The sequence below is a fragment of the Pedobacter foliorum genome (assembly GCF_013266735.1).
Classification (GTDB): Bacteria; Bacteroidota; Bacteroidia; order Sphingobacteriales; family Sphingobacteriaceae; genus Pedobacter; species Pedobacter foliorum.
The window spans coordinates 592746-619491 of sequence record NZ_JABSNU010000003.1 but is presented as its reverse complement, the minus strand read 5'-3'; the positions used below and the strand labels follow the sequence as shown (position 1 = coordinate 619491).

The window sequence follows — 26746 nt, the reverse complement described above, 5'->3', positions numbered from 1 at the left end:
TTTCAAAGGCACAAAGGTAAGCCATTATAAGGAAAGATTATCTATTTACCAAACTATGGTTGTGTCATTTTCTGTAGGATGACCGGTACAAACCAATACTCGTCCGGCGGCAATTTCATCGTCCATTAAAATCTCATTATAATCCATACGCACATTACCTTTGATACAATTTGCAGTACAGGTACTACAGATTCCTGCCTTACAACTGTAAGGAACGTCTATATTTTTTTCAAGAGCTGCATTAAGAATCGTTTTATTGTAAGGTACCGAAAGATGATATTCCTTACCTTTTAGATTTAAAACAACTGAATAAGTATTGGTATCCTTTACTTCCTTTTCGGTAGTATCATCCTCATCTACCTCATCTTCAGGCATCACAAAAGTCTCCCTTTTAATCTGAGTTATATCAAACCCCAAATTAAGGAGTGTAATACGACAGGTAACCATATAATCTATTGGCCCACAAGTATAAAACAAAGCCTCTTTACTATCAAACTCCATGTATTCCTTTACTATTTTTTCAATAAGAAACACGTTTAGTCGGGCCATAAGCAGGTTTTTGGATTGACTGGATACATATATTATCCTAAACCTATCCGGATATTTCTCCTGTAGTACATTAAGCTCCTCATAAAAAAGTGTCTCTTCCGGGGAACGACTACTATATATAAGGACGATCTTTGAATTACTTTCTCTTATAAGCGCCGTTTTAATGATTGCAAAAAGAGGTGTAATACCCACTCCGGCTCCAAAAAGAAAAACCGTTCTTTTAATGAGATCTTGTGGGACATAGGTAAACAAACCATTAGGATGCAGAGCATACAAAATATCACCTACAACAGTTCTGTGGTGTAAAAGCCTGGATATTTCTCCATTTTCCACACGTTTTATTGCAATAGCAAGTGGCTCATCAACATCAGGAGAACTACAAAGCGAATATGACCTCCTAAGTTCTTTTCCCTGAATATCAAATACTAATGTTAAAAATTGACCTGCCAAATATTCCGGTCTCGGCCCATCTAAAACATCGAAGGTAAGAACAAGTGTTTCTCCCGGACCATATTTCATGTCTTTTATGCGCAATTTCATCAATCCCATAGGGCAGTAAATTAGCAATTTTCAAATAAAACAAAAAGCCGTTCCAATAATTTGGAACGGCTCTCCCCATTTGCACGTATCTTTCTGTTTCTAGTTTATAGAACTCTGAGTATTACTCTCGTTCACTGCTAACAATCCTCTTGGGGCTGTATAACCGTGACGAACAGGATCTTCCACTATCTCTTTCATGGAAATCAATTTATAAACATAACCACCTGTTTCGTGATTCAGTTTCATTTTGAAATAATTATCCTGATTTTGTTTGTCTATCTGTCTCCTCATGTGACCATCACCTACATTATAGGCTGCTGCTACGAGCGTCCAGCTATCAAAAATACCATAAAGTTCTTTGATGTATTTAGCGGCAGCTATAGTTGATTTACGTAAATTCTTACGTTCATCTACTTTTGAGTTGACTTTTAAACCATATGTACGGGCAGTTGCCGGCATAAATTGCCAAAACCCTGCAGCACCTTTTGGTGATACTCCCGATTTTAATCCTGATTCTACTAAGGGAACATATTTGAAATCCTCAGGAATGCCATATGCGGCAAGGATTGGTTCTATCACAGGGAACCATTCTGCTGCTTTTCTATGCAAGCGATTAGTTTGTAAATTATCGAAGTTAAATTCAGCTAGAATCTTCTTCATTTTACGTTCCACTTTGGCATCCCCTAGTGGTAATGTTTCTTCTGCGAAACTTAATCTTGCCATCAGAGATAATGGCTTTTCAATTGATGTTACTGTTGTATCTTTTGTTGTTGTTTTTTCTTCTTTTGAAAGATTTTTTGTTGCTTGGGGCATGTTGTAAGCAAACACTTTTGCCATAACCAGTAATGAAATAATTACCGTACATGTTATTATGTGTTTCTTTATCATTTTCCTCCTTTTTTTGGTGAATAATATAAAACGCCTGCAAACATACAACATATTTATCTAATTATCAACCTTTTACAAAAAACACCTCCAAAATCCGCGTTTAAACGCTCTGAGGCAAGTTTATTTCAATTGAATGACAACAAGAGAATAAATGTCCAAAAACAGGTGTTTTTCACTAAAAAACCCGGGCCTAAAACCACGAAAACTGAATTAAAAAAACCATGCATTTTTAGAAGAACATTAAGTTGGACTACTGAAATTTATCAAGTAAAAACTACAAAGCTATTACAGTTTCTGCACACTTAAAATTGTGAATTAGAGCAATTTTAGGTAAGTTTGCACCCGCATAAATTATGCAGTTAAAATCGTATCATGATAAAAAACAACAACAGGAACAGTCGGGATGACAAGTCCAAACCGGGAAACCGAAGCACAACTGGCAAAAGACCAAGTGGAACAGAGAGTTCTTACAAAGGAAAAAGCAAGTTTGACGATAGAGAAGGAAAAGATAATAAATTTGGCGCTTCGAAGGACTTTAAGCCAAGAGCGGCGAGAGAAGGAGACAGCAATAGAGAGTACAAACCAAGAGAGGGAGATAGAAAGGATTTTAAACCTAGAGAAGGAGACAGAAAAGATTTCAAACCAAGGGGAAGCAGAGATGGAGATTCCAGAGGCTTTAAACCAAGAACTGAAAATGACTCAAAAGATTTCAAATCAAGAGGGCCAAGAAGTTCAGGTGGTGATTTCAAACCAAGAACAGGTAGAGATGGTGACTCTAAAGGCTTTGCCCCTAGAGGAGCAGCTGGTAAAGATTTTAAACCAAGAACACCAAGAGACGGAGACAGCAGAGATTACAAGCCAAGAGCTTATAAAGAAGGTAGCTCAAGAGAAACTCCTCCAGGAGAAAAAACTCGTAGTTACATAAAGAAAGACAATTTCAGTACTGGTGGTGACAAGCCTTTCAGAAAATTCGATGACAAAAAAAGTCAGACTTCAAGAAGTACTGACAGCAGACCTTTCAGAAAAAGAGATGGAGAAAGTCCTAAATCAGACTTTCAGGCTCGTCCAGATCGCGGAGAACGCGGTGCACGTCCTGAGCGTTTCGATAAAGAGACTGTAATGCGTAGCAGGAAATCTCCTGTTATAAAAGATGATGGTTTAATTCGTTTGAACAGATACATTGCAAATTCAGGAATTTGTTCTCGTCGTAAAGCCGATGAGCTGATCGCTGCAGGTGTAGTATCTGTTAATGGAATGGTTGTTTCTGAATTAGGTCAGAAAGTTGATCCTTCAAAAGACGAAATCCGCTACAATGGCGAATTGCTTAAACGCGAGAAAAAGGTTTACGTTTTATTAAACAAGCCTAAAGATTACATCACTACCACTGATGATCCACAAGAACGTAGAACTGTTATGCAACTTGTTGAAAAAGCAAGTAGAGAACGTATTTATCCTGTTGGAAGATTAGACCGTAACACTACTGGTTTATTATTAATGACCAATGATGGTGATCTGGCTGATAAATTATCTCATCCTAAAAATGGTATTACCAAAATTTACCATGTAGAGTTGAGCAGAAGTTTAAGTCAGGGAGATTTGAATAAAATTCAGTTTGGACTAGAATTAGAAGATGGTATAATTAAACCAGATTCAGTATCTTACGTGACTGGTGGTAGTAAGCGTGAAGTTGGTATTCAGATCCATAGCGGTAAAAACAGGATTGTTCGTAGAATATTTGAACACCTGGGCTATGATGTAGTGAAATTGGATCGCGTAGTTTATGGCAACTTAACTAAAAAAGATCTTCCACGTGGAAGATGGCGCTTCCTTGAAGAACATGAATTGATACAAATCAAACATTTGATTAAATAATTTAAACATGAGAAAATCCTTCCTTTTGCCCATTATTCTTTTAACAATGCAAAGTTGTGCACAGTCAAATGATTACAACTTGATAATTGGTACGTATACGAATACAGGTAAAAGTGAAGGTATCTACACTTATAATTTTAACACCAAAACAGGTGAATCTAAACAGCTAAGTATTGCAAAAGGTGTTGAGAATCCAAGTTACCTTACTGTAAGTCCGGATAATAAATTTGTTTATGCTGTAAATGAAACCGGTAAAACAAGTGCTGTTAGTGCATTTAGTTTTGACGCAGTAAAAGGCGATCTTAAGTTTCTGAATAAACAGGCTACAAATGGTGAAGATCCTTGCTATATCGTTACCGATGAAAAAAATGTAATCTCCGCTAATTATTCTGGAGGTAATGCATCCATTTTTGGCATTGAAAGGAATGGCTCATTAGGCGCGGTGAAACAAATTATACAACACTCTGGAAAAAGCGTTAATAAAGACAGACAAAACAGTCCTCATGTGCATATGGTGTTTTTTACACCAGATCACAAATACCTAATCATTAACGATCTTGGGACTGATAAAGTTTATCTATATAATTACAATATCAACGGAACTAATAATGTTCTTACGCCTCACGACAGTGTAGCAGTTACACCTGGTGCCGGACCTCGACACATTACTTTTAGCAAAGATGGTAAATACGCGTACCTGATTCATGAGATGGATGGAGGCATAACCGTTTTTAGTTACAGCAGTGGTTCTTTAGAAAAAATACAAGAAACAAAAATTACTGAAGACGGATTTACAGGCGAAAATGGCGCAGCAGATATTCACATCTCTCCAGATGGGAAGTTCTTATATGCAACCAACAGAGGCAGTGAAAACAACATCACAATTTTTGCTATTGAAAAAGGCGGCTTATTAAGTAAAAGAGGTCAAACCAGCACTTTAGGCAAAGGCCCAAGGAATTTTGTAATCGACCCTACTGGAAAATACTTGCTGGTTGCACATCAATACACAAATGATGTGGTAGTCTTTGAACGTAATTCACAAACAGGCGAATTAAAAGATACCGGCAAAAGGATTGAAGTAGGCGCTCCTGTGTGTCTGGTTTTTGCACCTAAGAAATAAGACAAAATATAACTTGACTAGTCAACTCATTAAAAAAGAGGGTATATCATGATTTATGATACACCCTCTTTTTTTGCTTTCGTCATTCTGAATTTATTTCAGAATCTCACAACAACTATTCAAAAAACATACTCAAGAGAGATTCTGAAATAAATTCAGAATGACGAAACACTCTTTTTTTACTTTTTAAGCGGCTTTTATACTAAACCGCTTTTACCTTATGCTGTGCTTCGATAACCTTATTATAATAATTAATGTAGTATGGAAGGATCTTTTTCAAATCAAAGTCTTTAGCCCTTATAAAGGCATTTTCTTTAAACTGCTTTAATATCTCATCATTTTCCAAAATATGAATAGCTTTTGACGCCATATCATCAATATCACCAACGTTACTCATGTATCCGCAAAAGCCATCAACATTTAATTCAGGCAATCCACCTGCATTTGAAGTAATAGCCGGAACCTTGCAAGCCATTGCCTCTAATGCTGCCAAACCAAAGCTTTCTGACTCTGAAGGCATTAAGAATAAATCAGAAACAGAAAGGATCTCTTCGATAGCATCTTGCTTTCCCAGGAACCTCACATGCTCACAAATACCCAGATTCCTACAAAGTTGCTCATCATAAGCTCTCTCTGGCCCATCACCAACCATTAATAATTTGGAAGGAATTTTTGCCTGAATCTTTTGAAACATCCTAATTACGTCGGCTGTACGCTTTACCTTTCTAAAGTTTGAGGTATGAATTAGTATCCGCTCATTGTTAGGTGCTATTGCTTTTTTAAAATGATCCTTTGGTTTTAAGCTAAATCTTGAAAAATCAATAAAATTCGGGATAACCTGAATCTCATTTGTAATTTCAAAATGCTTTTCTGTATCATCCTTTAAACTTTGAGATACCGTGGTAACCCCATCTGATTTATTAATAGAAAAAGTAACCACAGGCTTATAGGTCGGATCTTTACCCACAAGTGTGATATCTGTACCATGCAGGGTAGTTACAAATGGAATGTTAATTCCATAGGTTTCTAGAATCTGCTTTGCCATAAATGCTGCAGATGCATGAGGAATTGCATAATGAACATGCAGAATATCCAATTTCTCAAAACGTACTACATCTACCAATTTACTTGCTAATGCAGATTCGTAAGGTGCATAATCAAACAAAGGATAATCCCTAACTGATACTTCGTGATAAAATAAGTTCTCAGAGAAAAAGTCTAACCTAGCAGGTTGACTATATGTTATGAAGTGTACCTGATGACCTTCGTCGGCAAGTGCCTTGCCTAATTCAGTGGCAACTACACCACTACCTCCAAAAGTCGGGTAACAAACGATACCTATTTTCATGAATATTTTTTTACGATGCAAAGTACACTACTTAAACTGAGCTTTATGTTAAACAATTGCAATTATTTAACTTTTTAGTTAATCCTAAGTGTCAATTTAAGATTTCATCTCGGCTTGTATCACAAGATACATTTCATTTGGTCTTTGTGTACCAATGTAATATTCAAATCCATCAGTATCTGTAAGTACTATGGCATCCTTTCCAGAGGAATAGAATCTTATGCTTCCTTTGCGGTGAAGATTGTAAACGGGGTTATTAAATAAGTAATTGCTATAAGTGTCCTTTCTTACCTTAACGATAGAGTTCAAATCTATTTCTACCTTTTTTGCAGACCACAAACCACTAATAATGATTTTCTTATTATCGATAATAGTTTTGTACTGTATTAAAAAAAGTAAAGCAATAGAAACCCCAATGATGCCAAAACCTACTACAAGAAACAAATCCTGTGTATTATCTCGGTCACGTTCATATACATAAGCGGCAAAACAAAATGCGGACATAACCAGCCTGATGCAAATCCTGATATAATCACGTCCGATGTACTGTTTTTCAAAAAAAGCGTAGCGGTTGCTCATTTGTGTAAATTTCAATAAAGTTACTTTTTTTTTGTTTGCGCAGTACCCCTATCTCAGTTAAGATTGTTTAAAAAATGTAATTTGATTATTTTAGATCAAAAATAGCCACTCTTTTTGTGGTAGAGGTTACTTTATACCTATTATCCTGCCTCATCCCTCCTAACCAAATAACTTCTCCATTTCCATTTATCAGAACAGGAATATTATTTTTTTCAATAAGAGGAACTTTTTCATCTATAAAAAAATCACTTAACTTTTTATGGGTTTTCATCCCAAGAGGTATAAACTTATCCCCAGACTGCCATGCCCTTACCACCAAAGGATATAAAAGTTTATCTGCATCAATAAATGCTTTATGCGTATTTTTTTCAAAGTAGGGTTTATCATCAAAAGACATAAATATTTCATGATTCCTCAGAGCCACATTCTTATCATTAACGTGAATAAATGCAATTTCCTGATGTTCATCTTTAGCAGGACTTAAGATTAGGTCATCTCTATCTATAGTAATCCGATGCGTGTTACTATAAAAAGAAGTTCCACTCTGCTTACCCAAGGCTTGTAACAGTTCAACTACTACCAGTTCAGAAAACCCGAAAGGTTTTAGTAGCTCAAACATCAACAAGCGCTGAGGTGTTAATGCCTTAATCTTATCAATTGAGAGATGAATGATACCCTTTCTTTCGATTAGTACTTCTCGTTTTAATTCAGAAACTGCATTTTGAAGTACAAGTTCTGTCTCTGCAAATCTTTGTATATTTTGTGCAAATGTCAGTTCCAGATTAGGATTGATTTCTTTAAGATGAGGAATAACCTTTAAGCGCACCTTATTACGCGCATAATCTGTTGACAAATTTGAACTGTCTTCAACAAAATCAATGTTATTATTTGATATTATTTTATTGATTTGCTCTCGCGAAAGAAAGAGCAGAGGTCTGATAAGTTTATCCCTTTTAGGTAAAATACCATGCAACCCAGCAATTCCGGTTCCTCTTGTTAAATTTAACAAAACAGTTTCTATGGCATCGTCCTGGTGCTGTGCAAGCGCTACAAAACTATAATCATTAGCTCCCCGAATTTCTTCGAACCAGTTGTAGCGCAAATCTCTTGCTGCCATTTGTGTTGAGATCCTTTGTTTTGAAGCGTATTCCTTAGTTTTAAAATGAGTTACATAAAATGGTACCTCTAAAGCCCCCGCAAGCATTCGCACAAAGCTTTCGTCGCGCCGAGATTCATCTGCTCTTAAACTAAAATTGCAATGTGCTATACCAAAATCAAAACCTGCGAGTTTAAAGAGATGAGCCATTAAAACAGAATCCTTTCCCCCGCTAACAGCAAGTAGAATTTTGTCGTTAGCAGTGAAGAGCGCATTATGGCTAATAAAATCTTTAAAATTTTGAATGGGTAACATCTTTCAAAAATATTTAATTAAAATGGTAAGCAAAAAACTAACTTTGTAAAGTGCAGAAAATACGCCTTTTCGTTATCTTTTTAATGTTTCCTTTCTCTTTGCTAGCGCAACAGAGAACCAAAATTATTTTGGATAGTGCTAAACAAGGACATACAGATGGGAAGAAAAACATTTCCTATTTAAACTTCCCTGTATTTATCCATGAGAATGCTACCCTAACTTGTGATAGTGCCGTTTTTTACCAAAACGACAATGTTTTTGAGGCTTTCAATAATGTACACATCAATCAGGGAGATACCATAAACATTTACTCTGACCATCTAACATACAACGGAAACACTAAGATAGCCCATTTAACCAGTAATGTGCGAATGATTGACAAAGAGTCTGTCCTCACTACTAATACATTGGACTATAATATGGCAACCAAAGTTGGCACATATGTAGATGGGGGGAAAATAGTTAACAAAGATGTAACACTAACCAGTAAAAACGGCTATTATTTTTCAAATAGCCGAGACTCATATTTTCGTTATAATGTAGTGGTAGTTACTCCTCAAAGCACCATTAAATCAGATACGCTTAGATATAACACCCTCACCAATTGGGCTTATTTCTATGGACCTACGAATATAAAAGGCAAGGAAGACAATCTTTATACTGAAAATGGAGCCTACAATACTAAAACAGAATACGCTTATTTTGGAAAAAAGAACCTGTATACCAATGGCACAAAATCCTTAAAGGGAGATAGTTTATACTACGATGGAATAGCAGGCTATGGTAAAGCTGTAAGGAATATAATATTTAAGGATACTGCAGATAAGACTATATTATATGGTCAACTTGGCTATTATTACAAAAAAGATGAACGTGCTGTTGTAACCAAAAATGCATACGTGGGTATGGGGACTAAAGACTCTGTGACCATAAACAACAAATTACAACCTGATACTTTATGGCTGGGATCTGATACTTTGGAAACTCAAATGGTGCTTCAAAAAACATTAAGGTTAATTGAGTCACCCGTTCTTAAAAAGAACAATGAGTTAGGCGATCCAGAAAAGCCAAAGAAACAAGACGGATCAACAAAAGCATCTGGCATGACAGCAGAAGAAATCGGACTTTCACCAAAAAAGAAAGATAAAAAGTCAAGCAAAGAGCCTCCTAAATTTGACAGAAAAGCTAATAAAAATATAAAACCGGTAGATAGCACTACTATTAAAGCGGTTAAAGACACATTAACAAAGAAAATTAGCGTACCAAAAGATAGTCTTTCAAAAGACACTATCGCTCAAAAAAAGCCTAATATTCCTCCACTAATTAAAGATTCTTTAAAGAATGTTAAAGATCCGCTAAAAGTTATTAAAACTGATATAGCGGTCAAGAATCCTGATACTTTAGTTAAAAAGGCTGATAGTTTGGTTAAATCAGGAAATCTGGTTAAAAAAGTAGATGGCGCAATTAAGGCTACAGACAGTTTATTAAAGAAAAACGTAAAAGACTCAACAGTTTTTAATCCCTTGGACACAGTAAAAACACGTTCTATTAAGGCTTACCATAATGTTAGGGTTTACAAATCTAACATGCAGGCTATGGCCGATTCGCTATTTTACACCAGTGCAGATTCTACACTAAGATGGTACGGAAGTCCTATTTTGTGGTCTCAAGGTTCCCAACAAACAGGAGATACTATTTATCTGCGATTAAAGAACAACAAACTTAATACACTACAAGTTATCGAAAATGCGTTTCAAGTAAATGTAAATGCAGACTCTGCAAAATTTAATCAGATAAAGGGGAAACTTATCACAGCTTTCTTTAAAGATGGTGAATTAAGTACCATGTTTGTGGACGGAAATGCTGAAAGTGTCTATTACAACAGAGGCAAAGACAGCACCTATACGGACATGAATCAAACTGTAAGTAGCAGGATAAAGATCATGTTTAAAAACAAAGAGATAAACCACATACTTACTGTTAAAGAGCCTGAAGGGGTTCGTGTGCCCGTAACGGAGATGAAAGAAGATGTCTTATTAACAGGATTCACCTGGAAACCCGAATTCCGACCACTTTCTAAAAAGGAGGTCATCAATGGTAAACCAAAGGCTAAGCAACCGGCTTCGAAAAAGCCTGCTATTGGAACAAAAAAATCAGGCCCTCCGGTTAATAAAGTCAAAGGTAAAGGCTCGGTAACTCAGAAAGATTTAGTAAAAACAGCCGTCAAGGAAATTACAAAAGCGGCGTCCAAAGTTGATTCTACAACGCTGGATTCTGTAAAAGCTATTATACCTCAGATTAAGAATTTACCTACTAAAGTTGATTCTTTAAAGAAAATTATTGCTCCTAAAAAACCTGATTCTCTTAAAGCTGATACAAGTAAAAAAATTACGCCTGCTCCTTTAAAAAAGCAATAAGCTTTTTCATTGCAATAGCTCTGTGACTTATAGCATTCTTTTCGGTCATGCTCATTTGGGCAAATGTTCTATCGTAACCATCAGGCATAAATATTGGATCATAGCCAAATCCATCCTCGCCAATAGGAGTATGCGTAATGTTACCATAAACAACTCCTTCAAAAAGATATTTCCTGTTGTTTTTATTTAATGAAATAACTGTTTTAAAATGTGCTTTTCTATTGGCTACCCCCTCCATTTTTCTTAAAACAAGATTAAGGTTTGCTACATCATCTCTAACACCAGAATACCTTGCCGAGTAAATTCCCGGCTCATTGTCTAAAGCATCAATCTCCAAACCGCTATCATCAGCAAAACAATCCAACTTAAAATTTTCAGTTACATAACTGCTTTTAAGTTCAGCGTTTGCTGCAAAAGAATTTCCGGTTTCGGGAATATCAACATCACAACCAATATCTTTAAGATTTAAAACCTTATATTGATTTATAAGAAACTTCCCAACTTCTTCTGCTTTGTGCTTATTATTAGTGGCAAATACCAATTCAGGTAAAATCATAATCCCAATTGTTTCAAACTCCCCCACAATACCTTTTTCCCATTTGTATCTTCGTCCAGCTTTTGCAAAGCCGAAGAAAAGATAAGCTTTACACCACCTTCAGTTACTACCATGTTTTCAGGATGTTTTTTTAACCCCAATTGTTCAGCAGACACACCAAAAGCGAAAACAATAACGCTCGAAAAACGAACTTTCAGCTGCTCATAACTTGCTCCTTTGTATCTAGCATAATTTAGCAAAGCGAAATCACTAGCTGATAGATTAATGGATTTAACAATCTTTCTTAACAACTCTCTCCCCTTTTCGTCACTAACATCATTCTGCTCATCATTAACCAAAATTAGGATATTGCGATTATTGTTACCTAAAAATTTAAAATCCGGTTGCTCCTTTATTAACGAAACCACTGGCTCAGATACTACTGATGGTTGCGCAAGTGAAGGCACCTCTTCTTTTAAGTAAATTTGACTTTCTTCTTTTAATGTGCTATCTGGCTCATTAACAAGGTAAATATCATCTGTAAAAAATAAACGCAGACCTTCTCCGTTAGTTGTAAGTTGGCTAACCATTAATGATAATTTTATTGGAAATCTTTTTTCTGTTAAAATTAGTTAAATATCTCATTATAGTACCTTTATTTATTACTTTTATGCCTTAAAATTATATACCATAAGTCTTTTGTGAGAAAAGTTTACTGTGCCATCATAATCAGTCTTTTTATTACCAGTGCATTCGCTCAAAACGTTGCTGTAGTTAATGGAAAACCAATAAGCAATAAAGAGTTTATGTGGGTCTATAAGAAAAACCATTCTGGCAACGGAAATGCAGCCTATGAAGATTTGCAGACATATTTGGACTTATACATAAATTTTAAACTTAAAGTACTAGAAGCTAAAGAATTAGGCTTAGATAAAGATACAGCATACCTTTCTGAGGTAAAAAATTATGAGCATGCATTGCGCGCGCAAAAGAGAATATCAAAAACAAAACCTGAATATCTTTTCATAATGAATGAATATAAGGATGCTGTTTTAATGTTCAATATCTCGGAGATTAAAGTATGGAACCAAGCGCAGAGCGACGAAAATCAGCTCCGCATTTTTTATGATAAAAACAAAAGCGTTTATTTGCAGAGTTCTTTTGAGGAAGCTAGAGGCCAGATAGTCACAGATTATCAGCAGGAACTGGAAAATGAATGGATAAAAGAATTAAGAAAAAAGTATCCTGTAAAAATTAATCAGGATGAAATAAGAAAATTGGCTAAACAATAAACTCTCAGCCAACAGTATAGTAGTGTTAGATTTGCAAAAAGAATATAATTGAATAACCATATAATGAGGAAATTTTTAATAGTAGCAAGCGGATTGATTTGTTTGTTTTTCAACGTACAGGCTCAAAAGAAAAATATAGATAAAGTTGTTGCTGTCTTAGGTAATAACATCATTTTATTATCAGATTTAAATCAGCAATATGCACAATATTTAAATTCTGGAAACCCTGACGATGAAAAGATAAAGTGCTATATACTTCAGCAGATGCTTGCTCAAAAGCTTCTTAAACAACAAGCTGAGATTGACTCAGTGGTAGTGGAAGAAGGACAGGTTGATGAAGAAGTTGAAAAACGTATGCGTTATCAGATTCAAAAAGCTGGTGGACAGGAAAGATTAGAGCAATTCTTAAATCGTTCTGTGCTTCAGTATAAAGATGAGATCAGACCTGACATTAAAGAGCAGTTGATCTCTAATAAAATGCAACAAAAAATAACTCAGGATGTGAATGTAACTCCTATTGAGGTTAAACGTTATTTCGACTCTTACCAAAAAGATAGTCTTCCTGATATTCCTACTGAATTTGAAGTAGGAGAAATTGTTCTTCATCCAAAACTTACCAAAGCAGAAAAACAAAAATTTTATGATAAGATTGACGCTTTAAGATTAAGGGTAAAAAGTGGTGAAGATTTTGGATTCCTGGCTAAAACCTATTCAGAAGATGGCGGATCTGCTCCCGATGGTGGTGATTTAGGGTTTTTCGATCGTACAAGAATGGTTAAAGAATTTACAGCTTGGGCTTTTAAATTAAAACCAGGTGAAATGTCTCCTGTATTTGAATCTGAGCATGGTTTTCACATTCTTCAGGTTATTGAACGTCGTGGAGAACAAGTTCAGGCACGCCATATCCTTATACGCCCTGAAACTACACCAGCTAGTTTAGAAAGAACTAAACTACAGGCAGACACTATCTACAAAAACATTATAGAGAAGAAACTTCCATTTTCTACAGCAGCTTCTTTATACTCTGACAACAAAGAGTCCCAGTATAATGGAGGAATGCTATTATATGCAGACAACGTTACTGCCAGAACTACATTTATTCCTGCTGACAAACTTGATCCAAAAGTATTTATTGTTGTTGATACAATGAAAGTAGGTGAAGTATCTCAGCCTGTTGCTTTCTCAGATCCTGATGGCAAACAAGGATATAAAATTTTATACTTAAAATCTAAAATCCCACCTCACAAAGGAAACCTTGAGCAAGATTATGCTAAATTCAAAGAAAAAGCACAACAGAGTAAAGTCGACCGTATGCTGAGTGAGTGGTTTGAAAAAAGAAGAGAAAATACTTACATCAGAATTGACGAAGATTATGACAATTGTGATGAATTAAAAATATGGGTTAAAGGATCAACTGCCAAAAAATAACGCTCATGCAGTTTGAAAATGATATAAAAGCAGTAGATGCATTGCATCAGGCATATAATAACATCAAGGCCGAAATAGGAAAGGTTGTTATAGGGCAAGAAGAGGTAGTGAAATCTGTTCTGATTTCCATCTTTAGTAACGGACACTGTCTATTAGTTGGTGTACCGGGTCTAGCTAAAACACTGCTCGTTCAAACTGTTGCAGATGTAATGGATCTTAATTTTAACAGGATTCAATTCACACCAGATTTAATGCCTAGCGATATTATAGGTGCTGAAATATTGGGCGAAGACAGGAACTTTAAGTTCATCAATGGCCCAATATTCTCTAATATCGTTCTTGCGGATGAGATCAATAGAACACCTCCAAAAACTCAGGCTGCATTACTCGAAGCCATGCAGGAGAAAGCTGTTACAGCAGCCGGACAAAGGCATATACTGCCTAATCCATTCTTTGTACTGGCCACTCAGAACCCTATTGAACAAGAAGGAACATATCCTTTACCCGAAGCTCAATTGGATCGATTTATGTTCAATGTCCTATTGAGCTACCCAACGTTTGCTGATGAGCTTACAATTGTCAAAAGTACCACCAGCAATAACGACATTAAGCTTAAAAAGATAATAGATGCTAAGCAGATTCAGTATTTCCAAAAATTGGTGCGCAATATACCAGTAGCGGACAATGTAATTGAATATGCAGTAAAACTGGCGAGCAAAACACGCCCACATACAGCATTAGCGACTGAAGATATTAATAAATATATAAGTTGGGGTGCTGGGCCAAGAGCTTCACAATTCCTTGTTATTGGAGCTAAATGCCATGCGGCAATATCCGGCAAGTACTCCCCGGATATTGAAGATGTTCAAGCTGTAGCTGAAGCAATTTTACGTCACCGTATTGTTCGTAACTACAGAGCTGAGGCTGAAGGGTTATCAATTGAACAGATCATTAAAAATCTGTTTTAGTTTACTATTCTTCTAACGCCTTTTTATAGATATTAGGATAATCCGTCACTATTCCATCTACCCCTAGCCCGATTAAGTATTTCATATCCTTAAAAGAGTTTACAGTCCATGGTATAATCTTTACTCCTGCTTTATGGCAGCGTTCTACTAGCCCCTTACCAACCAATACAGAGTAAGGACTGTAAACAGTCGGCATAAAACCAAGATCGGCAACGTTAGTCTCAAAATCTATCTTTTCATCAATAAGCAAAGCAGTTTTTACCTTTGGATAATTTTCGTGCAAATATTGTAGTGTTCTGATATCAAAAGATTGTATAGTAACCCTCTTAGTAATCTTTTTTCTAATTACAACCTCCATAATCAGATCAACAAACTCTGCCGGTTCCGGATGGAATTCATTATCTCCTTTAGGTATTGTTTTGGTTTCAATACTAAAGTTCGGTTTTGCTAGCTTATTCTTTTTCACATAACTCTCTACAGAATCTATTGTTTCTTCCAAGAGAGGTTTATAGGCACTTATCTTCGCTTGGTATGGAAATCTGCTATGCACTTTACTTCCAACATCAAACTTCTTAATATCTGCATAGTCCATCTTATACATATTATAACTCTTCTGATCTTTAAGAGTTATAGGCTTCCCGTCTGGTCTGGTACTGATTTCAAAATTAAAATAGGGTTCCTGAGACAGCACAACCTTCTTATCCTTAGAAATTACCACATTCATGTTTAGAGTATTCACACCTAAATCAAGCGCACTTAACATCCCTCGGACCGTATTTTCAGGCATTATTCCACGAGCACCCCGATTCCCTTGCAAATCGAATTTCTGCGCCATTGTTTGAAGTGCAGTTAATAGTATTGCTATTGCCAGTATCGTTTTCTTCATTTAATTCATTATGTATAAAAAAGGGCTTCTTAAATCAATTCTTTAAGAAACCCTTTCGTGATAAAATATGATTTATAAAATAACGCTTTCCAGCGCAACATGTTGTTAACGTTCTGCTGGTGTAAATACCAATGCAATAAGATTCCAGTTAAAATCAGCCTGACGTTCATAAACAAACACATAATTGAAACTCTCTCTTAAATCAGCCTTATAATCTACGGTTGCAATGCCATATGTATATGCCAAATCGCCACCGTCAGCTTTATCCACATTCGTAGTTTTTAAAGCCACTTTGCTCATCATGCTATGAAGAAAAGCGATTGCTTTATCTTTACCAATAATAGGTTCATAACCTGGGAACAGCACTCTTGCATCCGAATTCAAAAATCCTGCAAAAGCTGAAACACCATAAGATTTAAGTGTCGCATTTAAAGTCTTCTCTGTGGTAGCAATAATGTTAGCTCCGGTTGCCCTTTCTTTATCATTTAAAAACTTAGGTTTATAGGAATCTTTTGGCTCAATAAATTCTTCATTTACCTTATTTAATGGTTTATTATGTGTTGTACCTAAATCCAAAACAAGTTCCCACTTACCATTTACAGCTTTCCACACAGATAAATACTGTCCGTAAGTAGTTTCCTTGCCTCCTAATGTAAAAGGGCCAGTAGTAAATCCCCAATCTCCACTTCTAGATACTTTTGCATATGCTGGTGTCCAGGTTAAATCTTTAGTATCATCTCCAGTTGCATAAAATGTTTTGGCATTTACAGGATTTGGTCTGAAAACTAAGCCATTTTCAGCCGAAAAGCTGGCAAATGCAGATTTAGCTCCATTTTTAGCCAAAGTAGTGGCAAATTCTTTTTCTGCTTTAACAAGTGATTTAGTGCTACCATCTGATTTTTGAGCGTAAGCACCAATCGTCATGGATGCAACAGCAATTGTATAAAGAAATTTATTCATCATAGTTTTAAATAGTTTCGGTGCTAATATAAGGTTTGAGTATTTTTTTCTTTTAAAAAGTAATTAACAATTGCACAAAACTAGATTTTATTCCATGTTGTACCATCTTTACTGTCTTTCAATTGGATACCCATGCTTTGTAAGCCCAGTCGTATCTTATCTGAAGTAGCATAATCCTTATTTTCTTTAGCCCCTTTCCTGATATCTATTACAAGGTCAAGAACAGAATTTAATTCAGTATTTGAAGTCTCTTCATCCTTTAGACCAAAAATATTAAACACAAAATCATTCATAAGCTTTTTCAACCTTTCAAGCTCAATTTCCGAGATATTACCCTTTCCATCATGAATGGTATTGATAATACGTACTGCTTCAAACAGCTCTGCAATAACAACAGGACTATTAAAGTCATCATTCATTGCTTTTACACAATTGTTGGCTATAGGTTCAATCTCAAAGTCACTATTTGCTGAAGGTGTTAATTTTTCTAATAAATTCACCGCATTCATTAGTCTTCTAAAGCCCTTTTCTGACGCATCAAGTGCCTCATTCGAAAAATCCAAAGTACTTCTATAATGCGCCTGCAACATAAAGAACTTAACCGTCATAGGACTAAAGCCTCTTTCAAGCAATGGGTGATTCCCTGTAAATAGTTCTTCAGGTAAAAAGCCATTTCCAGCAGTTTTTGACATACGCGTCCCGTTTACAGTAAGCATATTAGTATGCATCCAATACTTCGCAGGTTGTTTGTGACTGCAAGCTTCAGATTGTGCAATTTCATTTGTATGATGTGTTGCGGCAAGATCCATACCTCCACCATGAATATCAAATTCATCTCCGAGGTATTTAGCACTCATTGCAGAACATTCTATGTGCCATCCTGGGAAACCAACACCCCAGGGAGATGCCCAACGCATTAGCGTTTCAGGTTTCGCTTTAATCCATAATGCAAAATCCAATCTTCCATGCTTTTCATCTTGTCCGCCTAGCTCTCTTGTGTTAGCCAGCATATCTTCCAAGTTTCGATTGGTTAATATGGTATAATTATATTCCTTACTATATTTTTCTACATCAAAATAAACAGTACCATTTCTTTCATAAGCATAGCCGTTTTTTATGATCTCTTTGATCATTTCAATCTGCTCTATAATATGTCCGGTTGCAGTAGGCTCAATGCTTGGCGGCAGCGTATTAAACATTCTTAACACATCATGAAAACCGAGAGTATATTTCTGTACAATCTCCATCGGCTCCAATTGCTCTAGCTTAGCTCTTTTGGCAAATTTATCATCTCCTTCATCCCTATCTCCTTCCAAATGACCAGCATCAGTAATATTCCGTACGTAGCGCACTTTATACCCACTATACTTCAAATACCTGAAGATTAAATCAAAGGAAATAAAAGTACGACAGTTCCCCAAATGAACATCACTATAAACAGTGGGACCACAAACATACATTCCTACATTAGGAGCATTAAGTGGTTCAAAAAGTTCTTTCTTACGTGTTAGGGTATTATATAAATGTAAGCCTGTATTCATTCTGCAAATGTAAAAATTTTAAGGGTTTAATCTCAAGTCACTACGAACAGGGAAGTGATCTGATAACTTCGCATCAATTATGTGATAATTCATCACTTTTATATCCTTGGTTGTAGCAATATAATCGATTTGAAAATTAGGAAATTTACCATTATAGGTACGCCCCAAGCCCGTTCCTTGTTCTTTAAATGTGTTATTTAACGACTTTGTAAGCTGTGTTACTGCATAAGACGCTGGCGTATCATTAAAATCACCGGCTATCAGAAAAGGCGTATTACACGTTTTCATATGGTCTTTCATGATATCAACCTGCCCGCTTCTTTTAACGAAAGCATTCTTAAGTAGTGTTAAAATTCTTTTCGATGGTACAAGATCTGCATCCATCTTTTGGGTAACCTTATCTATATAGCTGTAATCCTGTTTATCAAATGAAATAGACTGTAAGTGTACATTGTAAACCCTTAGCTTTTGCTTTTTGATTAAGATATCAATATAAATACTGGCATTACCTCCAAAATTTTCTCCAAATGCGATTATACCTCTATTTTTTATTGGATACTTCGAAAATATAGCCAATCCGGTTGCCTCATAATCATTAGCAGAAGAGGGAACAAAGTAGTAATATGGAGTTTTTAATATTAGCTTAAGACTATCTGTAATATCATAAGGGCCTTTACGCCGGGTAAAGTACTCCTGAAAACAAATGATGTCTGGATTTTCCTTTTTTATCAGATCCAGCATCTGTTCTTTAACCGATTCAATGTTCTCCAAACCGTAGGGTTTAAAACTGTGAACATTGTAAGTCATCATTCTAACATGTTCAGGGTCCTTATTTAATTGATCTCCGGATTTGCCAAATATACCTACCGTTGCCGTTAAAGCACCCCAGCCAACAAGAATTAGCAAAACAGTTGCTATTGCAAATGTCCATCTTTTCCTAATACACCACCAGCCAATCATTAAGATGTTAAAAAGGAGAATAAAGGGATAAGCTAAACCAAAGAAAGGAATATACTTATATTCCCGCGGATCAAACCTTCCCGCTACAAAACCAAGCACCAAAGTAATTGCCAAAACAATAGCTGCTAGGCGAACTACTTTATCAATAAATGTTGGTTTGTTTTTCTTCATTAGTCTATATTCCCTACCTCGTGCTAAACTATAAGCATTAGTGATTACTTGCCTTAAACAAGGTCTCCTTTTCCTCTTTTGTTAGTTTATCATATCCCGATTTAGAAATTTTATCTAAAATCGCATCAATTTCATTCTGATCGACCGATGGTTCTTTTTTCTTTACCGATGATTTCGGTGAATTATTTTTAACCACCCTTAATTTTGGCCTTTTCTTAAAGAGATTACTCCAGTCTGTTCCATTCTGAAGCATCTTGATATAGGTAAATCCAATAATTGCCCCTCCAATATGTGCAAAACTCCCTCCCGCATTTTGAGATGTGGTTCCAATCAAGTCGAGTACTATGTAGGCAATTGCCAGATATTTCAATTTCACATCACCAAATAATAAAAGCCTGATGCTATAATCCGGAACCAATGTAGCTGCAGCCACAACGATAGCCATAACAGCTGCCGATGAGCCAATGACATTGCCAGTAGAAATGCTCCCAATAAATACCGGGAAAATATTAAAAGCCAAAGCAAATAATATCGCTCCTGCAAAACCTCCAGCCAAAAACACAAAATGGAATTGACGTGGTTTCAGAAAATCTAAAAAGATTCTGCCCACCCAATAAAGCCACAACATGTTAAATAACAAATGCAGAAAGCCCTCATGGAAGAACTGATAGGTAAGAATCGTATAAAACCTAGTAGGCAGCTTTGCCAATGAAGCAGGAAAACCAAAATACTCTCTTATTATTCCGTCGAAATTAACTCCATTTCCTGACAGGAAAAACGGCACATTTATGAGTGCTACTACAACAAAAACAAGCGTGTTTATGCCAATGTATAAATATGACGGATCGCCGGAATGAAATATTTTGTTCTTTATATCCTTAAATACACTATTATTCATAATACGTATAGAATCTATTATTGTCTTTATCTTTCCAAAGCTTAACCAAAATAAAGCCAATTAATGCGCCTCCCAAGTGGGCATAATGAGCAACCGAATCACCCTGTACTTGTGCAACCCCCATTGTTAATTCAAAAAGAATATATACTGGTATGATATATTTGGCTTTAATTGGCACCGGAATAAACATTATATATAATTCCGTATTAGGATAAAGCATTCCAAAAGCTACCAATAATCCAAATACTGCGCCCGAAGCACCTAACATTGGTCCGTTATAAATGCCAGATAACGTTTCAACTTGAGATGCAGTAAGGTTTTGCAAATGATAGAGTGTTTGTCCAGGTATAGCCGTACCCACTATTTGGTGCACTTCAAATGCCTGAACCGCCCATTGAAGTCCTAATGCACCAAGACCTGTAATCAAGTAAAAATTAAGAAAGCGCTTAGCTCCCCATCTCGATTCCAATACCCCTCCAAACATGTATACAGCAAACATGTTAAAGAAAATATGCATAAAATTTTCGGGACTATGCATAAACATATAGGTAATCGGTTGCCAGATCTTAAAAAAAGGAGAGTCGAAATAAAATACCGAGAGTTTTTCAACAAGTAAATAACCACCCTGACTATCTTTGAACATAAAAGTTGCAGCAAAGAAAATCACATTGATGATCAACAGATTCTTTACTACTGGTGGTATATGTATGTTATTCATTATTTATCAAATTTTTTATCAAGTTCTGTCAATCCAATTGTTTGTATAACCGGCTTTCCACTTATGCTAAAGTTAGGAGTTTTACAAGCAAAAAGTTGCTCAATAAGCATATTCATTTCCACCTGTCCTAGTACTGTACCGCTTTTAATAGCACTATTCCTTGCCATACTTCTGGCCAATGCATCTCTTTTATCCAGTTTCAATTCCTGCTGAGAGTTTTTAAACCCTTCTATCAGGTGCTCAAATAACTGAGTTTCATTTATATTATTACTTCCCAGATCAACAGGAATTCCCTCTATAACTAACGTATTTTTGCCAAACTCTCTTACTTCGAAACCTAAACTTTTTATATCCTCCAGTAAACTTTTTGCCAGTTCATAATCATTGGGGCTTAAAGTAACGGTTTGCGGAAATAAACTTTGCTGTGATGCACCTTTTCGGTCTTCAAGATGCAAAATAAAACGCTCATATAAAACCCTTTCATGTGCGGATTGCTGATCTATAAGCATAAGGCCCGACTTAATCTGTGAGATGATATAGCGATTATGAAGTTGCATCAATTGCTTCTGCACAGGAACAAATTGGTCGTCAGCCTCAGTACCTGCTAATTCAAGAGCAGACTGTTGGGCAGGACTGTGATTTGCAATCTCATAAAGAGAGCCCCAATTTTTTGTACTTGTCGGCATTTTACCACCTCCAGATCCATAGCTTTTAGAAAAACTTGCGTATGAGGTATCTTGACTATAAGATGAATCTCTTGGCGCAGGCTTATCCCCGGCAAAAGGATTAAAATCAGGATTAAAACTAATACTAGGTGGCACTATCTCCTCAGGTGCTTTATGAGTAATCATGCTACTAAAGCCGGTCTCCTGATCAAAATCTATGGTTGGGCTAATATTAAATCTTCCCAACGACCGCTTTACAGCAGAGTGAAGAATCGCATAAATCGACTTTTCATCCAGGTATTTAATCTCAGTTTTAGTAGGATGTACATTTACGTCGATCTTCGCAGGATCGATATCTATAAACAAAACATATAACGGAAAGTTATCATCAGGCAACAACTCTTCATAAGCCCTATTTACGGCGTGATTAAGATAAGGATCTTTAATAAAACGATTGTTTACAAAAAAGAACTGCTCACCCCGGGTCTTTTTAGCAAATTCCGGTTTCCCTATAAATCCTTTTAAATTAATGATAGAAGTATCTTCCTCTACCGGAATTAGGCGTTGATTGTAGTTATTACCAAACAAGTGAACAATACGCTGCTTTAAAGCTGAAGCAGGCAACCTGTAAATTTCAACCCCATCATGATGAAGACTAAAGCCAATGGCAGGGTTTGCCATTGCTACCCGTTGAAATTCGTCAATAATATGACGCATTTCTGCAGGATTGCTTTTTAGGAAGTTCCTTCTTGCAGGAGTATTATAAAATAAGTTCTTTATGCTAATGCTTGTTCCTTCAGCCGCGGCCACAGGTTCTTGCTTTATAAAAGTTGCTCCCTCAATCTCAATCAAAGTTCCTACTTCATCTTCATGCCTGCGAGTTTTCATTTCTACCTGAGCAATCGCTGCAATAGAGGCCATTGCTTCTCCCCTAAAGCCCATCGTTCTAATTGCAAAAAGATCTTCAGCTTTTCGAACTTTCGAGGTAGCATGACGCTCAAAACACATACGAGCATCCGTAATGCTCATCCCACACCCATTATCTATAACTTGTATTAATGCCTTACCGGCATCCTTAACAATCAATTGAATTTTATTGGCTCCTGCGTCTATAGCATTCTCCAATAGCTCTTTTACTGCCGATGCCGGGCGCTGCACCACCTCTCCTGCCGCAATTTGATTAGCAACACTATCGGGTAAAAGTTGTATAATATCTGACATTTATATTCCTTGGTAAAGGTTGCTAATTTATGCAAAATAAGCCTCATATCGGCTCTTCTTTTCAGATAATTGATGTTCATGGACCAGATATTACCATAAAATTACCATTATATTTACAACGCCCTCAACACATCAAAAATTTAATAATTACGTTTACCATAACAAAACCTACATTAAGGGAGAAATACATATATGAGAAAGAATAACCTGGCAGGTATCATTGCAATTAGTTTCCTTGCATTATTTACATTCACGGCCTGTGCTCAGAACCACCAACAAAATGAACAAACCCTTACTATTTTAAACACTATCGAGAACAATACAGTACTTTTAAATAACCATGAAAACATAATCCCTCTGCTAAATCTCGACAAAAAGAACATCGCATCTGTTAGCCTTGGTCTAACCAACCAGACTATATTCGACAGTCTTTTAAATAAATACACAAAAATCACTTCTTTCTCTTCGGCCAACTATCAAAACTCTGCAGCGCTAAATGATCTTGAAGATGACTTAAAATACTTCAACACCATCATTATCTCCCTCCCATCAACTGCAGCAAATGAGATACGGAATATTAACCTTATTAAAAACTTAGCTAGCAATAAGCAAGTTATAGTTTCCTTATTTGGCGATGGCAGAACACTTCCGTCTTTTGATGAAATTAAAGCTCCAATTGTTTGGACTGATCAAAACACTCCTTTAGCTGCCGAAATTATCCCACAGGTAATTTTTGGAGGAATAGGAGTTAGTAAAAAACTTACGGCTAATTTTTCTCCGAAGTACACTGCAAACTCAGGATTTACAACCCTTCCTATTCGCCTAAAATATACGCTTCCTGAAGATGCCAACGTAAATACTGAAAATCTAAAGGAAATAGATAAAATTGCCAACGAAGCCATTAATGCCCGAGCCACCCCCGGAGTTGTTGTCCTTGTAGCTAAAGATGGGAAAGTTATTTTCAATAAAGGCTACGGCACCCACACTTATGACGACAGAAGTCCTGACAAGGTCAATGATATATTCGACCTTGCTTCTGTAACCAAAATTGCTGCTACCACCCCAATTGTTATGCATCTTTTCGAAGAAAAGAAACTCAAACTGGATACAAACATAGGAGCCTACATTCCTAAGGCAAGAGCAACTGCTATGAACAATATTCAGGTAAGAGAGGTAATGTTACATCAGGCAGGATTTATCCCTTACATTCCTTTCCACGACGCCATCAAACCCACAGATCATAGCGCCGATTCATCAGCAGCTTTCCCAACAAAAGTGGCTGATGGATATTACATAAGAAAAGATTACTTCAAAGATGTGATGTGGCCAAAAATGCTAAATGCACCTATCAAAACAAGAGGTAAATATGTATATAGCGACATTAGCATGTATGTAATGAAAGATATTGTTGAGCGCATTAGTGGCGAGCCTTTAAATCAATATGCAAGTGAAATTTTCTACCAACCCCTAGGCATGCAAACTGCAGGATTTCTGCCTAGAAATAGATTCAACAAGGATCGGATTATCCCTACAGAAAACGACACCTATTTCAGAAAAACACTGTTAGTAGGATATGTGCACGACCAGGGAGCGGCCTTAGTTGGTGGTATTTCGGGCCATGCAGGTTTATTTGCAAGTTCAAATGACTTAGCCATTTTATATCAAATGCTACTAAATAAGGGCACTTATGGTGGTCAGCAATATTTCAAACCCGAAACAGTCGATATGTTTACTCAACGACAATCTCCGGTTAGCAGACGAGGCTTAGGGTTTGACAGATGGGACCCTGACCTAACAAAAAAATATCCTTCAGAACTTGCTTCTTCACAAACATATGGTCACACGGGCTATACTGGCACCTGTGTATGGGTTGATCCATCAAGAGATTTAGTCTATATATTTCTTTCTAACAGAGTTAATCCTTCTGTCACCGATAAACTAAGCACAATGAAAATCAGAGGCAGAATAGAAGACGTAATAAACAAGGCAATTGACAAGGGAACAAAATAGCCTAAAACAACAACACAAAACACTGATACACAAACATTACACACCTTTACACATTCAACCACCACAGTCGATATAGAGTCGTTTTTTTCGTAAATTAGATATAACCTTAAATCTATAATTATGAAAAAAATATCAATTATTGCGGCTCTGCTTATGCTTGTCATAGTCTGTAGAGCTCAAACCCCTGATGACGCTATGATGAAAGCCTGGCAAGCATACATGACACCCGGCGAAGTACATAAAATGATGGCTAATGACGATGGTTCATGGAAGGCCGAGGTAACTATGTGGATGAGCCCTGATGCTCCACCCACAAAAAGCCAAGGTTCCTGCATGCAAAGTATGATTCTTGGTGGTCGTTATCAACAATCCTCCTACAAAGGAACAATGATGGGAAAACCTTTTGAGGGCATGGGCCTTATGGGCTACGATAACGCAAAAAAAGTATTTGTAAGCTCCTGGGTTGATAACATGGGCACCGGTATGATGCAAATGGAAGGCACCTGGGATGATGCAACTAAATCAATTACCCTTAAAGGTAAAAGCGTAGACCCAATGACAGGTAAAGACATGGATGTACGGGAAGTACACAAAATAGTTGACAACAAAACCCATATCATGGAAATGTATATGACCACTGATGGAAAAGAAATGAAAACCATGGAAATTAAATTCACCAGAGAATAAAGAGCACTCCAATAAATTTAATTTTACCACAAGGCCCAATTTTGCTCAGAGAAATAGCAAAATTGGGCCTTGTTGCAGACTACTAAATTTATTTTTTTAATCCAATCTCTCTTAATCTTTCATCAAGATATTCACCTGCAGTCATGTCCTCGTAGGCTTTAGGATGACTTGCATCTATACAAGATTCAAGACTTGTTAAGTCCATATCAGAACGTGGGTGTAAAAAGAAAGGAACCGAAAAACGTGAGGTTTTCATTAATTCCCTTGGTGGGTTCACCACTCTGTGGGTAGTAGATTTTAATTTATTATTAGTTAAACGTTGCAACATGTCACCAACATTTACAACAATATCAGTATGATGAGCCTTAATTGGCAACCACTCATTGCTTCTTGTCAACACCTCTAAACCATCGGCACTTGCGCCAATTAGTAAGGTAATCAAATTGATATCTTCATGTGCACCTGCACGAACAGCATCATCAGGCAATGCTTCAGGATCTTGAATAGGAAAATAATGGATACCTCTTAAAATTGAATTTCCATTATGCACATGTTTATCAAAATAATCTATAGGTAACTCAAGATAAGTAGCTATTGCACGCAACAAATGCTTACCGTTACTCTCCAAACGCTGATAAATTTCGCGGGTTACCTCATTAAATCCTGGGATTTCTTCAAGAAATTCATTATCCGGATATTGGCTTTTTATCGGATCATTATCGGTCACTTCCTGACCAATTTGCCAAAACTCCTTTAAGTCAGCCGTTTTAGCTCCCTTTGCCGTTTCTTTTCCTGGACTGGTATAACCACGTTGTCCTGCCAGCTCAACTCTTTCGTATTTTTTCTTCTGTTCAGGAGAAAGCCCAAACATTGACTGAATATTTTTATACAATTGATCAATTAATTCCTGACTTACCCCGTGATTAGTGATGGTTACAAAACCAGAATCATTAAACGCCCGACCCAGTTCGTCAGAGAATTTTTTACGCTGTTCTTCATTTCCATTGATGTATGAACCAAGGTCCAAACAAGGAATATAAGGTGTTGACATAGTAATTTATTTTATGAGTAATAACAATCTA

23 protein-coding genes are annotated in these 26746 nt (G+C 36.4%); 8 read left to right on the top strand and 15 right to left on the bottom strand.

Annotated features, from left to right (window positions below; translation table 11 throughout):
* Positions 1-45 precede the first annotated feature (45 nt).
* Together HQN83_RS09455 and HQN83_RS09450 are read right to left on the bottom strand one after the other, a co-directional pair.
* The gene (locus tag HQN83_RS09455) at positions 46-1098 is read right to left on the bottom strand and encodes a ferredoxin--NADP reductase (RefSeq protein ID WP_173090083.1); all 1053 of its coding nucleotides are present in this window, start codon (positions 1096-1098) and stop codon (positions 46-48) included.
* A 90-nt stretch (positions 1099-1188) separates the two neighbouring features.
* A complete protein-coding gene (locus HQN83_RS09450; RefSeq protein ID WP_173090082.1) occupies positions 1189-1977 on the bottom strand; it encodes a lytic transglycosylase domain-containing protein in 789 nt (262 codons plus the stop codon).
* Positions 1978-2349: 372 nt separating this feature from the next.
* On the opposite strand from HQN83_RS09450, the gene HQN83_RS09445 reads away from it, so the two are divergent.
* The gene (locus tag HQN83_RS09445) at positions 2350-3849 is read left to right on the top strand and encodes a pseudouridine synthase (RefSeq protein WP_173090081.1); all 1500 of its coding nucleotides are present in this window, start codon (positions 2350-2352) and stop codon (positions 3847-3849) included.
* A 7-nt stretch (positions 3850-3856) separates the two neighbouring features.
* Positions 3857-4969, top strand: a complete 1113-nt coding sequence (locus tag HQN83_RS09440; protein ID WP_173090080.1) for a lactonase family protein — start codon at positions 3857-3859, stop codon at positions 4967-4969.
* Between the two features lie 202 nt (positions 4970-5171).
* On the opposite strand, the gene bshA is transcribed toward HQN83_RS09440, so the two are convergent.
* The 3 genes from bshA to tilS form a co-directional block, all read right to left on the bottom strand.
* Positions 5172-6317, bottom strand: coding sequence for an N-acetyl-alpha-D-glucosaminyl L-malate synthase BshA (gene bshA, locus HQN83_RS09435; protein WP_173090079.1), 1146 nt, complete (start codon positions 6315-6317; stop codon positions 5172-5174).
* 96 nt (positions 6318-6413) lie between these two features.
* Positions 6414-6896 carry a hypothetical protein gene (locus HQN83_RS09430; protein ID WP_173090078.1) on the bottom strand — a complete coding sequence of 161 codons (483 nt, stop codon included), beginning with the start codon at positions 6894-6896 and terminating at the stop codon, positions 6414-6416.
* An 85-nt stretch (positions 6897-6981) separates the two neighbouring features.
* On the bottom strand, positions 6982-8307 hold the full coding sequence (gene tilS, locus HQN83_RS09425) for a tRNA lysidine(34) synthetase TilS (protein ID WP_173090077.1): 1326 nt from the start codon (positions 8305-8307) through the stop codon (positions 6982-6984).
* Between the two features lie 50 nt (positions 8308-8357).
* On the opposite strand from tilS, the gene HQN83_RS09420 reads away from it, so the two are divergent.
* Positions 8358-10724 carry an OstA-like protein gene (locus HQN83_RS09420; RefSeq protein WP_173090076.1) on the top strand — a complete coding sequence of 789 codons (2367 nt, stop codon included), beginning with the start codon at positions 8358-8360 and terminating at the stop codon, positions 10722-10724.
* On the opposite strand, the gene rdgB is transcribed toward HQN83_RS09420, so the two are convergent.
* Both rdgB and HQN83_RS09410 read right to left on the bottom strand, forming a co-directional pair.
* On the bottom strand, positions 10696-11280 hold the full coding sequence (gene rdgB, locus HQN83_RS09415; protein ID WP_173090075.1) for an RdgB/HAM1 family non-canonical purine NTP pyrophosphatase: 585 nt from the start codon (positions 11278-11280) through the stop codon (positions 10696-10698). The two genes, HQN83_RS09420 and rdgB, sit on opposite strands and share 29 nt — an antisense overlap.
* Positions 11277-11849, bottom strand: coding sequence for a hypothetical protein (locus HQN83_RS09410; RefSeq protein WP_173090074.1), 573 nt, complete (start codon positions 11847-11849; stop codon positions 11277-11279). The genes rdgB and HQN83_RS09410 overlap by 4 nt, the downstream gene beginning before the upstream one ends.
* 111 nt (positions 11850-11960) lie before the next feature.
* Between HQN83_RS09410 and HQN83_RS09405 the strand changes: the two genes are divergently transcribed.
* The 3 genes from HQN83_RS09405 (at position 11961) to HQN83_RS09395 (ending at position 14947) form a co-directional block, all read left to right on the top strand.
* Entirely contained in the window at positions 11961-12551 is a 591-nt protein-coding gene (locus HQN83_RS09405) for a hypothetical protein (RefSeq protein WP_173090073.1), read from the top strand.
* A gap of 63 nt (positions 12552-12614) precedes the next feature.
* Entirely contained in the window at positions 12615-13979 is a 1365-nt protein-coding gene (locus tag HQN83_RS09400; RefSeq protein WP_173090072.1) for a peptidylprolyl isomerase, read from the top strand.
* Positions 13980-13984: 5 nt separating this feature from the next.
* A complete protein-coding gene (locus tag HQN83_RS09395) occupies positions 13985-14947 on the top strand; it encodes an AAA family ATPase (protein ID WP_173090071.1) in 963 nt (320 codons plus the stop codon).
* A gap of 4 nt (positions 14948-14951) precedes the next feature.
* Here HQN83_RS09395 and HQN83_RS09390 read toward each other — a convergent pair whose 3' ends face one another.
* The 7 genes from HQN83_RS09390 to mutL all read right to left on the bottom strand — a co-directional run bounded on the left by HQN83_RS09390 (position 14952) and on the right by mutL (position 22967).
* The gene (locus HQN83_RS09390) at positions 14952-15833 is read right to left on the bottom strand and encodes a glycerophosphodiester phosphodiesterase family protein (RefSeq protein ID WP_173090070.1); all 882 of its coding nucleotides are present in this window, start codon (positions 15831-15833) and stop codon (positions 14952-14954) included.
* 105 nt (positions 15834-15938) lie between these two features.
* The gene (locus HQN83_RS09385; RefSeq protein ID WP_173090069.1) at positions 15939-16796 is read right to left on the bottom strand and encodes a nuclear transport factor 2 family protein; all 858 of its coding nucleotides are present in this window, start codon (positions 16794-16796) and stop codon (positions 15939-15941) included.
* A 77-nt stretch (positions 16797-16873) separates the two neighbouring features.
* Positions 16874-18334: a cysteine--tRNA ligase gene (gene cysS / locus HQN83_RS09380; RefSeq protein WP_173090068.1), complete on the bottom strand. Its 1461-nt coding sequence runs from the start codon at positions 18332-18334 to the stop codon at positions 16874-16876.
* 18 nt (positions 18335-18352) lie between these two features.
* Positions 18353-19465, bottom strand: a complete 1113-nt coding sequence (locus tag HQN83_RS09375) for an endonuclease/exonuclease/phosphatase family protein (RefSeq protein ID WP_173090067.1) — start codon at positions 19463-19465, stop codon at positions 18353-18355.
* Between the two features lie 37 nt (positions 19466-19502).
* A complete protein-coding gene (locus HQN83_RS09370; RefSeq protein ID WP_173090066.1) occupies positions 19503-20363 on the bottom strand; it encodes a rhomboid family intramembrane serine protease in 861 nt (286 codons plus the stop codon).
* Positions 20356-21081 carry a rhomboid family intramembrane serine protease gene (locus HQN83_RS09365; protein ID WP_173090065.1) on the bottom strand — a complete coding sequence of 242 codons (726 nt, stop codon included), beginning with the start codon at positions 21079-21081 and terminating at the stop codon, positions 20356-20358. Before HQN83_RS09365 ends, HQN83_RS09370 begins: the two co-directional genes overlap by 8 nt.
* Positions 21081-22967 carry a DNA mismatch repair endonuclease MutL gene (gene mutL / locus HQN83_RS09360; protein ID WP_173090064.1) on the bottom strand — a complete coding sequence of 629 codons (1887 nt, stop codon included), beginning with the start codon at positions 22965-22967 and terminating at the stop codon, positions 21081-21083. The genes HQN83_RS09365 and mutL overlap by 1 nt, the downstream gene beginning before the upstream one ends.
* A gap of 192 nt (positions 22968-23159) precedes the next feature.
* Here mutL and HQN83_RS09355 point away from each other — a divergent pair, with 192 nt between their 5' ends.
* On the top strand, positions 23160-24977 hold the full coding sequence (locus HQN83_RS09355) for a serine hydrolase domain-containing protein (protein ID WP_173090063.1): 1818 nt from the start codon (positions 23160-23162) through the stop codon (positions 24975-24977).
* Between the two features lie 120 nt (positions 24978-25097).
* On the top strand, positions 25098-25664 hold the full coding sequence (locus tag HQN83_RS09350) for a DUF1579 domain-containing protein (RefSeq protein ID WP_173090062.1): 567 nt from the start codon (positions 25098-25100) through the stop codon (positions 25662-25664).
* A gap of 88 nt (positions 25665-25752) precedes the next feature.
* On the opposite strand, the gene HQN83_RS09345 is transcribed toward HQN83_RS09350, so the two are convergent.
* Positions 25753-26715: an isopenicillin N synthase family dioxygenase gene (locus tag HQN83_RS09345; protein ID WP_173090061.1), complete on the bottom strand. Its 963-nt coding sequence runs from the start codon at positions 26713-26715 to the stop codon at positions 25753-25755.
* Positions 26716-26746 lie beyond the last annotated feature (31 nt).

What these genes read in the sequence shown, in the direction of transcription:
- HQN83_RS09370 (WP_173090066.1), bottom strand. Translation starts at nt 20,363, where the DNA reads ATGAATAATAGTGTATTTAAGGATATAAAGAACAAAATATTTCATTCC.
- tilS (WP_173090077.1), bottom strand. Translation starts at nt 8,307, where the DNA reads ATGTTACCCATTCAAAATTTTAAAGATTTTATTAGCCATAATGCGCTC.
- HQN83_RS09410 (WP_173090074.1), bottom strand. Translation starts at nt 11,849, where the DNA reads ATGGTTAGCCAACTTACAACTAACGGAGAAGGTCTGCGTTTATTTTTT.
- mutL (WP_173090064.1), bottom strand. Translation starts at nt 22,967, where the DNA reads ATGTCAGATATTATACAACTTTTACCCGATAGTGTTGCTAATCAAATT.
- HQN83_RS09350 (WP_173090062.1), top strand. Translation starts at nt 25,098, where the DNA reads ATGAAAAAAATATCAATTATTGCGGCTCTGCTTATGCTTGTCATAGTC.
- HQN83_RS09455 (WP_173090083.1), bottom strand. Translation starts at nt 1,098, where the DNA reads ATGGGATTGATGAAATTGCGCATAAAAGACATGAAATATGGTCCGGGA.
- rdgB (WP_173090075.1), bottom strand. Translation starts at nt 11,280, where the DNA reads ATGATTTTACCTGAATTGGTATTTGCCACTAATAATAAGCACAAAGCA.
- HQN83_RS09440 (WP_173090080.1), top strand. Translation starts at nt 3,857, where the DNA reads ATGAGAAAATCCTTCCTTTTGCCCATTATTCTTTTAACAATGCAAAGT.
- HQN83_RS09385 (WP_173090069.1), bottom strand. Translation starts at nt 16,796, where the DNA reads ATGATGAATAAATTTCTTTATACAATTGCTGTTGCATCCATGACGATT.
- HQN83_RS09365 (WP_173090065.1), bottom strand. Translation starts at nt 21,081, where the DNA reads ATGAATAACATACATATACCACCAGTAGTAAAGAATCTGTTGATCATC.
- HQN83_RS09375 (WP_173090067.1), bottom strand. Translation starts at nt 19,465, where the DNA reads ATGAAGAAAAACAAACCAACATTTATTGATAAAGTAGTTCGCCTAGCA.
- HQN83_RS09400 (WP_173090072.1), top strand. Translation starts at nt 12,615, where the DNA reads ATGAGGAAATTTTTAATAGTAGCAAGCGGATTGATTTGTTTGTTTTTC.
- HQN83_RS09345 (WP_173090061.1), bottom strand. Translation starts at nt 26,715, where the DNA reads ATGTCAACACCTTATATTCCTTGTTTGGACCTTGGTTCATACATCAAT.
- HQN83_RS09450 (WP_173090082.1), bottom strand. Translation starts at nt 1,977, where the DNA reads ATGATAAAGAAACACATAATAACATGTACGGTAATTATTTCATTACTG.
- HQN83_RS09395 (WP_173090071.1), top strand. Translation starts at nt 13,985, where the DNA reads ATGCAGTTTGAAAATGATATAAAAGCAGTAGATGCATTGCATCAGGCA.
- bshA (WP_173090079.1), bottom strand. Translation starts at nt 6,317, where the DNA reads ATGAAAATAGGTATCGTTTGTTACCCGACTTTTGGAGGTAGTGGTGTA.
- cysS (WP_173090068.1), bottom strand. Translation starts at nt 18,334, where the DNA reads ATGAATACAGGCTTACATTTATATAATACCCTAACACGTAAGAAAGAA.
- HQN83_RS09355 (WP_173090063.1), top strand. Translation starts at nt 23,160, where the DNA reads ATGAGAAAGAATAACCTGGCAGGTATCATTGCAATTAGTTTCCTTGCA.
- HQN83_RS09390 (WP_173090070.1), bottom strand. Translation starts at nt 15,833, where the DNA reads ATGAAGAAAACGATACTGGCAATAGCAATACTATTAACTGCACTTCAA.
- HQN83_RS09430 (WP_173090078.1), bottom strand. Translation starts at nt 6,896, where the DNA reads ATGAGCAACCGCTACGCTTTTTTTGAAAAACAGTACATCGGACGTGAT.
- HQN83_RS09445 (WP_173090081.1), top strand. Translation starts at nt 2,350, where the DNA reads ATGATAAAAAACAACAACAGGAACAGTCGGGATGACAAGTCCAAACCG.